The sequence below is a fragment of the Brachybacterium halotolerans genome, from assembly GCF_016623465.1.
GTDB classification, from domain to species: domain Bacteria; phylum Actinomycetota; class Actinomycetes; order Actinomycetales; family Dermabacteraceae; genus Brachybacterium; species Brachybacterium halotolerans.
This window is the reverse complement of the sequence record NZ_JAEDAJ010000001.1, coordinates 183,237-197,908: the sequence shown is the minus strand read 5'-3', so window position 1 is coordinate 197,908 and position 14,672 is coordinate 183,237. Positions and strand designations below refer to the sequence as shown.

Here is a 14,672-nt window from a genome sequence, read left to right as displayed (position 1 = left end):
TCGTCGAGGTCGGGGTCAGGGGTCGGGGTCGAGCTCGGGGTCGAGGGCCGTCGTCATCGTCCTCGTGCTGGTGAAGGGTACCGCCCGCGGATGGACGCCGAGGGATCCGTGGTGAGGATCGCCCGGACGCCCCGCGGGTCACTCGAGGATCTCGCCCGTCGCCATGTCGACCGCCGGGCCGGGCTCCTCCCCGCGCAGGGTCGCGAGCACCTGCGCGGCGAGCTGCGGGCCGATGCCCTGGACCTCCTGGAGGGTCTCCGCATCGGCCTCACGGATGTTCGCGACCGTCGTGAAGCGGTCGAGCAGCGCCCGCCGACGGGCCGGCCCCAGGCCGGGCACGCCGTCCAGGGCGCTCGCCTGCATGGCGCGGCCGCGCTTGGAGCGGTGGTAGGAGATCGCGAAGCGGTGGGCCTCGTCGCGCAGGCGCTGGACGAGGAACAGCGCCTCGCTGGTGCGGGGCAGGATCACCGGGTAGTCGTCGCCGGGCAGCCAGATCTCCTCGAGCCGCTTGGCGATGCCGGCGAGGGCGATGTCGGTGACGCCAAGGTCCTCGAAGGCCCGCTGCGCGGCCGCGACCTGCGGCTGCCCGCCGTCGACGAGGATCAGCGCGGGCGGGTAGGCGAAGCGGCGGGAGTCCTCGTCGTCGGCGGGGGCGGGATCGAGGTGCCGCTGGAGGCGCCGGCGGATCACGTCGTACATGGAGGCCGTGTCGTCGCGCGCGGCCTCCCCCGTCACGGAGTAGCGCCGGTACTCGCTCTTCTTGGGCAGCCCGTCCTCGAAGACCACCTGGGAGCCGACGACGTTCGTCCCCTGGGAGTGGGAGATGTCGAAGCACTCGATGCGCAGCGGGGGCTCCGCGAGGTCCAGCGCCTCCCCGAGGTCCTCGAGGGCCTTGGTGCGGGCCGTGAGGTCGCCCGTGCGGCGCAGCCGGTGCAGGCGCAGGGCCTCCTCCGCATTGGCGCCGACGGTCTCCAGCAGCTCCTTCTTCTCCCCGCGGCGGGGCACGCGCAGGTCGACGCGCCGGCCGACGAGCTCCTGCACCTGGTCCGCGTTGGTCGGCATCTCGCTCACGAGCACCTCGGCGGGGGCCTCCCCGTCGGTGTACAGGGTCGCCAGCGCCCGCTCCATGAGGTCGCCGGGGCCGGACTCGTCGAGGATCTCGGCGGTCCAGCCGCGCTGGCCGCGGATCCTCCCGCCGCGCACGTGGAAGACCTGGATGGAGGCCTCGAGCTCGTCCTGGACGAGGGCCACGAGGTCCGCGTCGGTCGCGTCGGAGAGCACCACGGAGTTCTTCTCCATGACCTTCTCGAGCGCCTGCAGGTCGTCGCGCAGCCCGGCGGCGGTCTCGTAGTCCTGGGCGGCGGCGGCCTCGCGCATGCGCTTCTCGATGCGCCGCAGATAGGCGCCGGTGTTGCCGGCCATGAAGTCGCTGAACTGCTCGGCGAGGCGGCGGTGGTCCTCCACCGAGATGTCGCCGACGCACGGCGCCGAGCACTTGCCGATGAAGCCGAGCAGGCAGGGCCGTCCGGACCGCTCGGCGCGCCGGTAGACGCCGGCGGTGCAGGAGCGCACGGGGAACACGCGGAGCATCAGGTCGAGGGTCTCGCGGATCGCCCACACCTGCGTGTAGGGGCCGAAGACGCGGTCGCCCTTGGTGCGGGGCCGGCGCGTGATGTGGACGCGCGGCACCTCCTCCCCCATGGTCACGGCCAGGTAGGGGTAGGACTTGTCGTCGCGGAACTTCACGTTGAACCGCGGATCGAACTCCTTGATCCACGTGTACTCGAGGGTCAGCGCCTCGACCTCGGTGCGCACCACCGTCCACTCGACGCCCGTCGCCGTGGTGACCATCCGCCGGGTGCGCTCGTGGAGGGCCGAGAGGTCCTGGAAGTAGTTCGACAGCCGCGCCCGCAGGTTCTTCGCCTTGCCGACGTAGATCACCCGGGAGTCGGCGTCGCGGAAGCGGTAGACGCCCGGGGAGGTCGGAATGGTCCCTGTCGCGGGACGGTAGGTCGACGGGTCAGCCATGGAGGACGGTCACTGCCTCCCCGCCTCGAGGATCGGCAGCAGGAACCGACCGGTGTGGGAGGCGCCCACGCGCGCGACGTCCTCGGGGGTGCCGGTGGCGACCACGCGGCCGCCGCCGTCCCCGCCCTCGGGACCGAGGTCGATGACGTGGTCGGCGCTCTTGATGACGTCGAGGTTGTGCTCGATGACGATCACGGTGTTGCCCTTGTCGACGAGGCCGCCGAGGACCTCGAGGAGCTTGCGGACGTCCTCGAAGTGGAGTCCGGTGGTGGGCTCGTCGAGCACGTAGATCGTGCGGCCGTTGGAGCGCTTGTGCAGCTCGGAGGCGAGCTTCACGCGCTGGGCCTCGCCGCCGGAGAGCGTGGTCGCGCTCTGGCCGAGGCGCACGTACCCCAGGCCCACGTCGTCGAGCGTCTGCAGCTGGCGGCGGATCGCGGGGACCGCGTCGAAGAACTCGACGGCCTCCTCGATCGGCATGTCGAGGACCTCGGCGACGTTCTTGCCCTTGAAGTGCACCTCGAGGGTCTCGCGGTTGTACCGCGCCCCGTGGCAGACCTCGCAGGTCACGTAGACGTCGGGCAGGAAGTTCATCTCGATCTTGATGGTGCCGTCGCCCGAGCAGGTCTCGCAGCGCCCGCCCTTGACGTTGAAGGAGAAGCGCCCGGCCTTGTAGCCGCGCACCTTCGCCTCGGAGGTCTGGGCGAACAGGGTGCGCACCCGGTCCCACACGCCCGTGTAGGTCGCCGGGTTCGAGCGCGGGGTGCGCCCGATGGGCGACTGGTCGACGTGCACGACCTTGTCGAGGCTCTCGAGGCCCGTCACGCGCTTGTGGCGGCCGGCGACGGTGCGCGCGCCGTTGAGCTCGCGGGCGAGCACCGAGTAGAGGATGTCGTTCACGAGCGTCGACTTGCCCGATCCGGAGACGCCGGTGACGGCGGTGAAGGTGCCCAGGGGGAAGGAGACGTCGACGTTCTTGAGGTTGTTCTCGCGAGCACCGTGCACGGTGACCCGGCGCTCCTTGTCGATGGGCCGGCGGACGGGCGGCACCGGGATCGAGAGCTTCCCGCTGAGGTACTGGCCGGTGAGGGACTCGGGGTTGGACTTCAGGCCCGCGAGGTCGCCCGAGTGGATGACGTGGCCTCCCCGCTCGCCGGCGAGGGGGCCGATGTCCACGATCCAGTCGGCGGCGTTGAGGGTGTCCTCGTCGTGCTCGACGACGATCAGGGTGTTGCCGAGGTCGCGCAGGCGGGTGAGGGTCGCGATGAGGCGCTCGTTGTCCCGCTGGTGGAGCCCGATCGAGGGCTCGTCGAGCACGTAGAGAACGCCCACGAGCCCGGAGCCGATCTGGGTGGCCAGGCGGATGCGCTGGGCCTCCCCTCCCGAGAGGGTGCCGGCCGCGCGGGCCAGCGTCAGGTAGTCCAGGCCGACGTCGAGCAGGAAGCCCAGGCGGGCCTCGATCTCGCGCAGCACCTCGGAGGCGATCTGCGCCTCCTTGACGCCCAGCTCGAGGCCGCCGAGGAAGGCGTGGGCCTCGCGGATCGAGAGGTCGCAGACCTCGGCGATCGAGCGGTCGCCCACGGTCACCGCGAGCACCTCGGGCCGCAGGCGCGCGCCGCCGCACGCGGGGCAGGGCACCTCGCGCATGAACTGCTCGTAGCGGTCCTTCGCCCAGTCGGACTCCGTGTCCTCGTGGCGGCGCTCGAGGTAGTGGATGACGCCCTCGAAGCCCGTGGAGTACGTTCGCTCGCGGCCGAAGCGGTTGCGGTAGCGCACGTGGACCTTGAAGTCGTTGCCGTGCAGCAGCGCCTCCTTCGCGCGCTCGGGCAGCGCCCGCCACGGGGTGTCGAGGGAGAAGGCGAGCTCCTCGGCGAGGCCCGCCATCACCTGCTGGTGGTGGTCGGCGTGTCCCATGGTCCAGGGCGCGATCGCGCCGTCCGCGAGGCTGAGGTCCTCGTCGGGGATCACGAGCTCCGGATCGACCTCGAGGCGCATGCCCAGGCCGGTGCACTCGGGGCAGGCGCCGTAGGGGGCGTTGAACGAGAAGGAGCGCGGCTCGATGTCGTCCAGGGTGAGCGGGTGGTCGTTGGGGCACGCGCGCTTCTCGGAGAAGCGGCGGGAGCGGTCCTCGGCGTCGGCCTCGCGGTCCACGAAGTCCACGACGAGCAGGCCGTCGGCCAGGCGCAGCGCGGTCTCCACGGAGTCGGTGAGGCGGCGGCGCGCGTCGGGCTTCGCGGCCAGGCGGTCGACGACCACTTCGATCGTGTGCTTGTACTTCTTGTCGAGGGAGATCTCCTCGTCGAGGCGGCGCACCTCGCCGTCGACGCGGGCGCGCGCATAGCCCTCCGAGCGCAGGGAGCTCAGCAGATCGGCGTGCTCACCCTTGCGCCCGCGCACCACGGGCGCGAGCAGCTGGAAGCGGGTGCCGGGCTCCTCGCCGAGAAGCACGTCCACGATCTGCTCGGCGCTCGAGCTGGTCACGCGCGCCCCGCACACGGGGCAGTGCTGCACGCCGGTGCGGGAGAACAGCAGGCGCAGGTAGTCGTAGACCTCGGTGATCGTCCCGACCGTCGAGCGCGGGTTGCGGTTGGTGGACTTCTGGTCGATCGAGACCGCCGGGGAGAGGCCCTCGATGAGGTCCACGCGGGGCTTGTCCATCTGCCCCAGGAACTGGCGGGCGTATGCCGAGAGCGATTCCACGTAGCGCCGCTGGCCCTCGGCGAAGATGGTGTCGAAGGCCAGGGAGCTCTTGCCGGACCCCGAGAGCCCGGAGAAGACGATCAGGTGATCGCGCGGGATCTCGATGTCGACGTTCTTGAGGTTGTGCTCGCGTGCGCCGCGGACCAGGAGGGTGTCACTCACACGTCCCATCCTACGAGCGGGAACCGACGCGCGAGGGCCCGGTGAGTCCGCTGCCACCCCGATTCCGCGCTCCGCGGACACGCGCATGTCCGCTGACGCCGTCGGCCGATTCTCGCGTGGCGAGGCGCGAGATGGGAGCGGCGCGCGCGGCGCGCCATACTGAGGAGCATGAGCGAGCACCCCGCGCCCGAGAACCGCACCCCGACGCTGGACGAGGACGTCGTCTCCGCGACCGGTGGCCACGCCGGCACCGCCTACGACGGCCACGTCGAGGTCGACGGCCCCACGGCCACCCGCCGCATGACGACCCTCGTGATCCGCAAGGCGTCCGTGGGCACGATGGACAACAACAGCTACCTCCTGACCTGCCGGGTCTCCGGCGCGCAGCTCCTCGTGGACGCCGCGGCCGACCTCCCGCGTCTGCTGCGCCTGGTGCGCGAGGGCTCCCCCTCGAGCCGCCTCGACTCGATCGTCACCACCCACAGCCACCACGACCACGTGGGCGCGCTCGCCCAGCTCGTGGCGGCCACCGGCGCCCGCACCTTCGCGGGGGCGGCCGATGCGCCCGAGATCGCGACGCCGACGGACGAGCCCCTCGAGGACGGCGCGCTGATCCGCGTGGGCGTGAACGACCTGCACGTGATCGGTCTGCGCGGCCACACCCCCGGCTCGATCGCGCTGCTGTGGCGCGGCGGCGAGGACGGCGACCACCTGTTCACGGGCGACTCCCTGTTCCCCGGCGGCGTCGGCGCGACCCAGGGCGATGCCCAGCGCTTCACCTCGCTGCTCGACGACGTCGAGCACCGCATCTTCGACGTGCTGCCGGACAGCACCTGGGTCTACCCCGGCCACGGGGACGACACCACCCTGGGCGCTGAGCGCCCGCAGCTCGGCGACTGGCGCGAGCGGGGCTGGTGAGCACGCCGGTCCCCGAGGGAGCCCCTCCTGCGTCGATCCTCGTCGCGCGCGGGGCCGACGGCCGGATCGCGCTCGTCGCGCTCGACGCGAAGGGCGAGCAGACGGGCCTCGAGACGGTCGCCGCCGAGGACTGGCCGCGCCGCGCGCGCGGGATCGAGATCGGCGGGACAGGGGACGACCACGCCGCCCTGGGACCTCCGTCGTCCCCGCGCTGGGTCGTGCCGGATGCCGCGACCTGGTGCCCGGCGCTGCTGCGCGCCGGGGTGCGCCTGCGTCGCTGCCACGACCTGCGCCTCGCCCACACGGTCCTCTCCCGCTCGGCGCTCGTGCGCGAGACGGATGCGGCGCCGCTGATCGAGGCCCGTGCCTGGGAGACCCCCGAGGACCTCGTCGGGGCGGAGCGGGAGGGCCGCGGCTCCGGGGCGACCCTGTTCGATCTCGACGCGGCGGGCCGCACGGGCGGCGTCCCCCAGGGCGTGGACGAGGTGCTCGCCGAGCACGGCCGCCAGCGCGCGGCGGTCGCGGGCAGCGCCGACCCCTCGCGGCTCCGGCTCCTCCTCGCCTCCGAGTCCGCGGGCGCGCTCGTGGCCGCGGAGATGCACGCCGCGGGCATCCCCTGGGACGTCGTCGAGCACGACCGAATCCTCGCCGAGGCCCTGGGACCGCGCCCGCGACGCGACCAGGTGCCCGTGCGGATGGCGGAGGCCGCCGCCGAGGTCCGCACCGCGCTGGGCGACCCGCTGCTGAGCATCGACTCCCCGCCGCGCCTGCTGCGCGCGCTGAGACGCGCCGGCATCGACGTCTCCTCGACATCCCAATGGGAGCTCCAGGAGATCGATCATCCGGTGATCGAGCCGCTGCTGCGGTACAAGAAGATGTCGCGGCTGCTCACGGCCAACGGCTGGCACTGGCTCGAGGAGTGGGTGCACGAGGGGCGCTACCGGCCCGTGTACGTGCCCGGCGGAGTGGTCACCGGGCGCTGGGCGAGCAGCGGCGGCGGGGCCCTGCAGATCCCGCGGCGCCTGCGCCCGTCCCTCCGAGCCGACCCGGGGTGGCGGCTGGTCAGCGCCGACGTCTCCCAGCTCGAGCCGCGCGTGCTCGCCGCCATGTCCGACGACCGGGCGATGACCGCGGCCGGCGCGGGGAAGGACCTCTACTCGGGCATCGTCGACGCCGGGATCGTCGCCACCCGCCAGGAGGCGAAGATCGGCGTGCTCGGCGCCCTGTACGGCGGCACCACCGGGGACAGCGCCCGGGTGGTGCCGCGCCTGCGCGAGCGCTTCCCCCGCGCCATGCGGCTGGTCGACGACGCCGCCGCGACCGGGGAGCGCGGCGGCACCGTCACCACCTGGCTGGGACGCTCCTCGCCACCTCCCGACCCGGCCTGGTCCGAGGCCCAGCTCCGGGCGAACTCGCCCGATGCGCAGGAGGGCGAGCAGGAGCGCTCGCGCCGCGCGGCCCGCGATCGGGGACGGTTCACCCGGAACTTCGTCGTGCAGGGCACGGCGGCCGAATGGGCGCTCGCCTGGATGGCGGGGCTGCGGCTCGCCCTCGCCTCGCTCGACCCGGTGGAGCCCGAGCAGGCGGCGACGCCGTCGGGCCCGGCCTTCGCGCGCCGAGCGCACCTCGCCTACTTCCTGCACGACGAGGTCATCGTCCACGCCCCCGCCGCGCAGGCGGAGGCGGCGGCGCGGGCCGTGCAGGAGGCGGCCGACACGGCGGGCCGACTGCTCTTCCCCGCGAGCGACGTCGACTTCCTGCTGGACCTGCAGATCGTCGAGCGCTCCGCGGAGAAGTGACGCCCCACGGTCCGGCCGACGGTCCGGTCATCGCGTCCTGCTCCCCCGCGTGAACGCGCAGAGCACGAGGACGGCCCCGAGCAGCCACCACGTGCCCGCCGCGCCGCCCACGCGCGCGAGCATCCCCGCTCCGGCGCTGCGCGCCGCGATCGCGCCGCCGACGGCGACGGCGAGGCTCGTGCCCGCCTGCCGCAGCGCATTGTTGAGCCCGCCCGCGAGCCCAGGACGGGAGGGCCACGCGGCCATCGTCTCCCCCACGATCGCCGAGGTCATCAGCCCAAGGCCGACGCCGATGCCGAGCAGTGCGGGCACGAGCGAGACCACGTCCGCACCGGTGCCGAGGTGACCGAGGGTCAGCAGGCCGCAGCCTCCCAGGACCAGTCCGACGGCGGCCGTCGCCCGTCGGCCCCGCGCGGCGACGAGACGACCCGAGAGCGGACCGAGCACGACGAACGGGGCGGTCGCGAGCAGGAGCACCGCTCCGGCCGGGGCGGCCGCCAGCCGCAGCGAATGCTGGAGATAAACGGTGATCGCCTGCAGCGTGCCGTTCGCGCCGCTCGTCATCATCGCCGCGACCAGGATCGAGACCAGCAGCGGCCGGAGGGCCGGGGGTGCGCCGGAGGCGGAGGCCGGAGCGTCGGCCTCTCCTCCGACGTCCCGGCTGCCGCTCCCGGCCCCGGAGCGGAAGCCGGGGAGCAGGCGAGCGGTGCCCACGAGGGCGAGCAGCAGGAGGGGCACGTTCACCCAGAACACGGCTCGCCACCCCACCGCGCCCACGAGCAGTCCGCCCACGCCCGGTCCGATCGCCGTCGCGATCGCGCTCACGGCGGACCACAGGCCCAGCGCATGGGCGCGCGGGGCGGGCTCGGTCCAGGTGAGGGTGAGCGCGGCGAGATCGGCGGGGAGCATGACGGCCGCGGAGATCCCCTGGACGAGGCGCGCGAGCAGCACCGTCCCCCAGCTGCCCGCGATGCCGCCGAGCACGCAGGCCAGCAGGCAGACCAGCAGGCCCGCGAGCAGGGAGCGCCGGGGCCCGAGTCGGTCGACGAGCAGGCCCGCCGGCACGAGCGCGAGGGCGAGCGGGACCGTATAGGCGTCGACGACCTGCGGCCAGGAGGCGGGGCCGACGCCGAGGGCGCGGCCGAGGGACGGCATCGCGACGTTCATGGCCATCACGTCCAGCAGGACGAGGAACATCGGGGTGCACAGCGTGGGCAGCAGCAGCCGGGACGGGCCCGTGCGGTCATGGATCGGGATGTCGGGGGCGGGCGGTCGCGGCTCTCCGGTCATGGGGCGAGTCTGCGTGCGGGACGCTTCGACGGCCGGCGAAGCGTCCTCGGGGCACACTGTCTCCATGGACCCGCTGCCCGACATCGCCGCCGTCGCCGAGCTCGTCGCCGACGCGTCGCGCGCCGCCATGCTCATGGAGCTCGTGGACGGCAGCGAGAGGCCGGCGAGCCGTCTCGCCGAGGCGGCGTCCGTCTCCGCCTCGACCGCGAGCGCGCATCTCGCGCGGCTGCAGGATGCGGGCTTCGTCGAGGTGCGCCGCGAGGGGCGGCACCGCCGGTTCCGGATCGCCGATCCGCAGGTGGTCGTCCTCCTCGAGGCGCTGCTGGCGCTGTCCGAGACACCCTCCGCCGTGGGCCTGCGCTCCTCGATGCGGTGGCAGAGGCTGCGGGTCGCGCGCACCTGCTACGACCATCTCGCGGGGACCCTGGGCACCGACGTGCTCGCGGGCCTCGTCGAGGGCGGTGCGCTCTTGCGGACCGACGGCCACGAGGGCTCCGGCCGGTCCGACGGGGATCCTCTGAGCGCTCCGGTCCCCCGCGCCCCCTATGCGCTCGGACCGCGCGCCGACGATGCCTTCGGTGCCCTGGGCATCGACCTCGCGGACCTCGAGCGGCGGCGTCGCCCGCTGCTGCGGGTGTGCTCGGACTGGACCGAGCAGCGCCACCACCTCGCCGGCGGACTGGGCGCCGCGGTCGCGGAGGCCTTCGTCGATCGCGGCTGGGTGGCGCGCCGCGCCGACGCCCGGGATCTCGCGGTGCGCGAGCCCGGGCGCATCGCCGCCTGGCTGCAGGGCGTCTGAGTCCGCGGCACCGCTGAGTCCGCGGGACGTCCGAGCCCGCGGCACAGCTGCCATCACGCGGTGCCCGCCGCGCGGCCCACGTCCCGGCCCCGGCGGACGGGTCCGGGCTCAGGACGCGCTGCGCTGGACCTGCTTGAGCTCCTTCTTGAGCTCCTGGACCTCGTCGCGCAGGCGTGCCGCGACCTCGAACTGCAGGGTCTCCGCGGCCTGGTGCATCTGGGCCGTCATCTCGTCGATCATCTCGCTGAGCGCGCCCACCGGGTCGTCGCCCAGGTCCACCGTGCGCGCGGAGACCGCGTCCACGACGTTCGCCCGGGCGCGGTCGCGATTCACGCGCTCCTTGCCGGAGCGGTAGTCGGTCGCGAGCAGCGTGTCGGTGTCGATGTCCTCGCGGGCGAGCATGTCGGTGACGTCGGCGATCTTCTTGCGCAGCGGCGTCGGGTCGATGCCGTGCTCGGTGTTGTACGCGATCTGCTTCTCGCGTCGGCGGTTGGTCTCGTCGATCGCCTCGCGCATGGAGTCCGTGACGGTGTCGGCGTACATGTGCACCTGACCGGAGACGTTGCGGGCCGCGCGGCCGATGGTCTGGATGAGGGAGGTGCGCGAGCGCAGGAACCCCTCCTTGTCGGCATCGAGGATCGAGACCAGGGAGACCTCGGGGAGGTCCAGGCCCTCGCGCAGCAGGTTGATACCCACCAGCACGTCGTACTCGCCCTGGCGCAGGGAGCGCAGCAGCTCGACGCGTCGCAGGGTGTCGACGTCGGAGTGCAGGTACTGCACGCGCACGCCGTTCTCCAGCAGGTAGTCGGTGAGGTCCTCGGCCATGCGCTTGGTGAGCGTGGTGACGAGCACGCGCTCATCGCGCTCGACGCGCTTCTCGATCTCGGCGCGCAGGTCGTCGATCTGACCCTTGACGGGCTTGACGATGACCTCGGGGTCGACGAGGCCCGTCGGCCGGATGATCTGCTCGACCACCCCGTCGCTGCGGCCCAGCTCGTAGTCGGCGGGCGTCGCCGAGAGGTAGACGGTCTGGCCGGTGCGCTCTGTGAACTCGCCGAAGGTCAGGGGGCGGTTGTCGAGGGCGCTGGGCAGGCGGAAGCCGAAGTCCACGAGGGTGCGCTTGCGCGAGCGGTCCCCCTCGTACATCGCCCCGATCTGCGGGACGGTCACGTGGGACTCGTCGATGACCAGCAGGAAGTCCTCGGGGAAGTAGTCCATGAGGGTGTTCGGCGGGGTGCCGGGGCCGCGGCCGTCGAGGTGGCGCGAGTAGTTCTCGACGCCGTTGGTGGTGCCCACCTGGCGCAGCATCTCGAGGTCGTGGGCGGTGCGCATGCGCAGGCGCTGCGCCTCGAGCAGCTTGTTCTGCCCCTCGAGCTCCGTGAGCCGCTCCCCCAGCTCGCTCTCGATCGAGTCGATCGCCTTCGCGAGCCTCTCGGGACCGGCGACGTAGTGGGAGGCGGGGAAGATGTGGATGTCCTCCTCCTCGCGGATCACCTCGCCGGTGACGGGGTGCAGGGTGTAGATCGCGTCGATCTCGTCGCCGAAGAACTCGATGCGGATCGCGAGCTCCTCGTACATCGGGATGATCTCGACGGTGTCCCCGCGCACCCGGAAGGTGCCGCGCACGAACTCGACGTCGTTGCGGTCGTACTGCATGTCCACGAAGCGCCGCAGCAGGTCGTCGCGATCGACCTCGTCGCCGCGCTTCAGCCGCACCATGCGGTCCACGTACTCCTGCGGCGTGCCCAGGCCGTAGATGCAGGACACGGAGGAGACCACGACCACGTCACGCCGGGTCAGCAGGGAGTTCGTGGCGCTGTGGCGCAGGCGCTCGACCTCCGCGTTGATCGAGGAGTCCTTCTCGATGTAGGTGTCCGACTGCGGGACGTACGCCTCCGGCTGGTAGTAGTCGTAGTAGGAGACGAAGTACTCGACGGCGTTGTGCGGCAGCAGGTCGCGGAACTCGCTCGCGAGCTGCGCGGCCAGGGTCTTGTTGTGCGCCATGACGAGGGTCGGCCGCTGCAGCTTCTCGATCAGCCAGGCCGTCGTCGCGCTCTTGCCGGTGCCGGTCGCGCCCAGCAGCACGACGTCCTGCTCTCCCCCGTTGATCCGGCGCGCGAGCTCGTCGATCGCCTGCGGCTGGTCGCCCGACGGCCGGTACTCGGAGACCACCTCGAAGGGGTTGACGGAGCGGGTGAGGTCGGTGACGGGGCGCATGGGACGAGCCTACGTCCCGGGCCGGACATCCCGCGTGTGAGAGCGGACGCGTGCTGTCCGTGAAGCGGCGCAAGCGGGCCCGATGGGTTCGGCGGGTCCGCCGAGCAGCTCCCGACGCAGGTCCTCGAGGAGGGTGAGCGCGCGCGTGCGCAGGGTGCCCGCGTCGGCGTTGTTCAGCAGCAGGCGGTCCGCCCGCCGGATCCGCTCGAGGTCCGTGGCCTGCGCCGCCATCACGGACTCGACGTAGGCGCGGTCGCGACCTCGGTCGCGCACGACGCGGGCGATCCGCTCCTCGCGAGGGGCGAGCACCGCGACCACGCGCGCGTACTCGTCCTCGTGGTGCTTCTCGAGCAGCAGCGGGCTGTCGTGCACGACGAGGCGCTCCCCCGCCGCGGCCGCCTCGCGCTCCGCCTCCTCGACGGCGGCGTCGACCCTCGTCAGCACGATCTCCTCGAGGTCGGCGCGGGCCGCCGCGTCGGCGAAGACGAGAAGGGCGAGGGCCGCCCGGTCGATCGTGCCCGAGGCCGCGCGGTACTCCTCGCCGAAGCGGGCCACGGCCTCCTCGACGCCCTCGCCGGGCACGTCGAGCACGGCGCGGGAGTGCGCGTCGAGATCGATGACGGCGGTCCCGGCATCGCGCCAGATCCCCGCGACGCTCGACTTCCCGGCGCCGATGCCGCCGGTCAGGCCGAGGCGGACGAGCCCGGGAGCGGCATCGCGGCAGGTGTCGGCGGCAGCGGTGCCGGTGGCGCCGGCCGCGGCGTCGGTGCGCGCGGAGGCCGTGCCGGTGGTCGGGCTGTCCATGCTCCCGATCGTACGGTGCGCGGCACGAGGCCGGTCATCGCCGTCACATCCCGTCCGCGACCCATCGCCCCGGGCGCCCGCGCATACTACGGTCGTGCCCGTGGATCCCCTCGAACTGCTGGTCACCAACGACCTCCTCCGCGGGCTGGACCTCGCAGGCGTGTTCATCATGGGTGTCGCGGCGGGGGCGCTGGCCTCGCGGTTGAACTTCGACGCCGTGGGCTTCGCGATCATCGGCATCGTCGCCGGTCTCGGCGGAGGCATCGTCCGCGACCTCATCATCGGCGTCGACCCGCCCGCGGCGTTCGACGGCCCCCTCTATCTCGCGTGCGCCCTCGCCGGCTCCACCTTCTCCTACCTGATCGCGGCAGAGGCCACCTGGTGGCGACGCGCCGTCACCGGTCTGGACATCCTGGCGATGGCGCTGTGGGCGGCGACCGGGACCGCGAAATCGATCGGATACGGCCTCGAGCCGCTGCCGGCGGTCCTGCTGGGCGTCACCAGCGCCGTGGGCGGCGGCGTGATCCGCGACGTGCTCGTGGGGCGCGTCCCGGCGATCTTCGGCGGAGGCCCTCTGTACGCGACAGGCGCGCTGGTCACGGCCGTCGCGACCTGGGGCGTCGTGGCGCTGGGGCTGCCCTCCGCCTGGGTGCTGGCTGCCGTCGCGCTGGGTGCTCTCCTCGCGGGACTGGCGGCCTGGCGCCGCTGGCACCTGCCCTCCCACGGCGAGTGGCAGGTGACGCTCTCGGCCTCGCAGATGAAGTCGCTCGTGCGCCGCGTGCGCAAGGACGAGCGGCATCGCGTGGCTCTCGAGACGGGCGCGATCCCGGTGGTGGACGAGACGAACGACGACTTCGCGGACGACTCCACGATCCCGGACGACGACGCCGCGGAGTTCCAGCGCCGCGCTCTCGGCGACGAGGAGAGCGCCGGAACCACCCTCCCGCCGGAGGACCCGATCGAGTATCCGATCGCCACCGCGGGCGGAGAGCCGACCCCGACGCCCAAGGACGACTCGACCCCGGAGTCGCCCGGGTCTCCAGCACCGCCCGCGTCGCGGGAGACGCCCGCGGACGACGACCGTGCGCCCGGGGACCCCGAGGACGACGAGCGCCGCTGAGGACCCTCAGGGGCGCAGCGCCGCGAGCATGCGGCAGACCTCGTCGGCCCCGAGCTGACCGGGAGCGGAGGCCTCGCCCGCCGTCGCGAAGGTCGCGCAGGAGCCGAACACCTCGGCCGCGACGCGGCTGACCGCCCCCAGGGATCCCATCGAGATCGCCAGATGGGGGCCTGCCCCGTCGCGGGCGGCCTCGAGGCTCGCCGCGAGCAGGACCAGCACATCCTCCGCGGTGCGCGGGGTGACGGCGATCTTCGCGACGTCGGCTCCGAGGTCACGCTGCGCGCGCAGCGTCGCGAGGATGTCCTCCCGCGAGGGCGTCGCGGCGAAATCGTGGAAGGAGCCGACCACCGCGAGGCCCGCCTCGTGCGCCCCGCGGATCACGGCGCCGACGGCCTCCGGTGCGCGAGCAGTCTCCACGTCCACCAGGTCGACGAGCGGGCCGCCGTCCGCGCCGCGCAGGGCGATCCCGGCGCGCAGCAGCTCAGCGAGGTCCGTGTCCGGGAGGTCCCGCCCTCCGCCCTCGGCGGCGGTGCGGACCGTGAGCAGGAGCGCCTGCTCGGGGGCGAGGGCCTCGCGCAGGGCGGGCAGGGCGCCGAGCACGCGCTCGCGGTGCTCGGCGCCAGGGGCCGACGGGGCGAGGAGATCGGCGCGCCATTCGATGATCCGCGCCGGCGCCGTGCGCGCGCGCTCGGCCTGGGCGAGCACGCTGCGCTCGTCCGCTCCGGTGAGCGGGACGATGATCTCCGGGCGGCCGGCGCCGAGCTCGATCCCCCGCACGCGCACGACGCCGCCGGACCGGTCGCCGTCGGCGCGCGCGGCGTCCCCCGTCGGCCCCATC

The 14,672-nt window shown here is 73.3% G+C and carries 10 protein-coding genes; 4 read left to right on the top strand and 6 right to left on the bottom strand.

From position 1 onward, the window contains the following. Window positions 1-138 precede the first annotated feature (138 nt). Both uvrC and uvrA read right to left on the bottom strand, forming a co-directional pair. Window positions 139-2,028 (bottom strand): excinuclease ABC subunit UvrC, encoded by a 1,890-nt coding sequence (gene uvrC, locus I8D64_RS00860; RefSeq protein WP_200500631.1) that lies wholly within the window; start codon window positions 2,026-2,028, stop codon window positions 139-141. A 9-nt stretch (window positions 2,029-2,037) separates the two neighbouring features. Next, entirely contained in the window at window positions 2,038-4,887 is a 2,850-nt protein-coding gene (gene uvrA / locus I8D64_RS00855) for an excinuclease ABC subunit UvrA (RefSeq protein ID WP_200500630.1), read from the bottom strand. A gap of 300 nt (window positions 4,888-5,187) precedes the next feature. Here uvrA and I8D64_RS00850 point away from each other — a divergent pair, with 300 nt between their 5' ends. After that, on the top strand, window positions 5,188-5,805 hold the full coding sequence (locus I8D64_RS00850; protein ID WP_200501218.1) for an MBL fold metallo-hydrolase: 618 nt from the start codon (window positions 5,188-5,190) through the stop codon (window positions 5,803-5,805). After that, window positions 5,802-7,604, top strand: coding sequence for a bifunctional 3'-5' exonuclease/DNA polymerase (locus tag I8D64_RS00845; RefSeq protein WP_343068374.1), 1,803 nt, complete (start codon window positions 5,802-5,804; stop codon window positions 7,602-7,604). Before I8D64_RS00850 ends, I8D64_RS00845 begins: the two co-directional genes overlap by 4 nt. A 27-nt stretch (window positions 7,605-7,631) precedes the next feature. Here I8D64_RS00845 and I8D64_RS00840 read toward each other — a convergent pair whose 3' ends face one another. After that, window positions 7,632-8,894 (bottom strand): MFS transporter, encoded by a 1,263-nt coding sequence (locus I8D64_RS00840; RefSeq protein ID WP_200500629.1) that lies wholly within the window; start codon window positions 8,892-8,894, stop codon window positions 7,632-7,634. 64 nt (window positions 8,895-8,958) lie between these two features. Here I8D64_RS00840 and I8D64_RS00835 point away from each other — a divergent pair, with 64 nt between their 5' ends. Beyond that, window positions 8,959-9,693: a metalloregulator ArsR/SmtB family transcription factor gene (locus I8D64_RS00835; protein WP_200500628.1), complete on the top strand. Its 735-nt coding sequence runs from the start codon at window positions 8,959-8,961 to the stop codon at window positions 9,691-9,693. A gap of 108 nt (window positions 9,694-9,801) precedes the next feature. Here the strand turns inward: I8D64_RS00835 and uvrB are convergent, their stop codons facing one another. Both uvrB and coaE read right to left on the bottom strand, forming a co-directional pair. Next, window positions 9,802-11,910: an excinuclease ABC subunit UvrB gene (gene uvrB, locus I8D64_RS00830; protein ID WP_200500627.1), complete on the bottom strand. Its 2,109-nt coding sequence runs from the start codon at window positions 11,908-11,910 to the stop codon at window positions 9,802-9,804. Between the two features lie 9 nt (window positions 11,911-11,919). Then, complete coding sequence (gene coaE / locus I8D64_RS00825) at window positions 11,920-12,714, bottom strand: dephospho-CoA kinase (RefSeq protein WP_200500626.1); 795 nt, start codon at window positions 12,712-12,714, stop codon at window positions 11,920-11,922. 100 nt (window positions 12,715-12,814) lie between these two features. On the opposite strand from coaE, the gene I8D64_RS00820 reads away from it, so the two are divergent. Beyond that, on the top strand, window positions 12,815-13,834 hold the full coding sequence (locus tag I8D64_RS00820; protein ID WP_200500625.1) for a TRIC cation channel family protein: 1,020 nt from the start codon (window positions 12,815-12,817) through the stop codon (window positions 13,832-13,834). Window positions 13,835-13,840: 6 nt separating this feature from the next. On the opposite strand, the gene aroD is transcribed toward I8D64_RS00820, so the two are convergent. Further along, window positions 13,841-14,671 (bottom strand): type I 3-dehydroquinate dehydratase, encoded by an 831-nt coding sequence (gene aroD / locus I8D64_RS00815; protein ID WP_200500624.1) that lies wholly within the window; start codon window positions 14,669-14,671, stop codon window positions 13,841-13,843. Window position 14,672 lies beyond the last annotated feature (1 nt).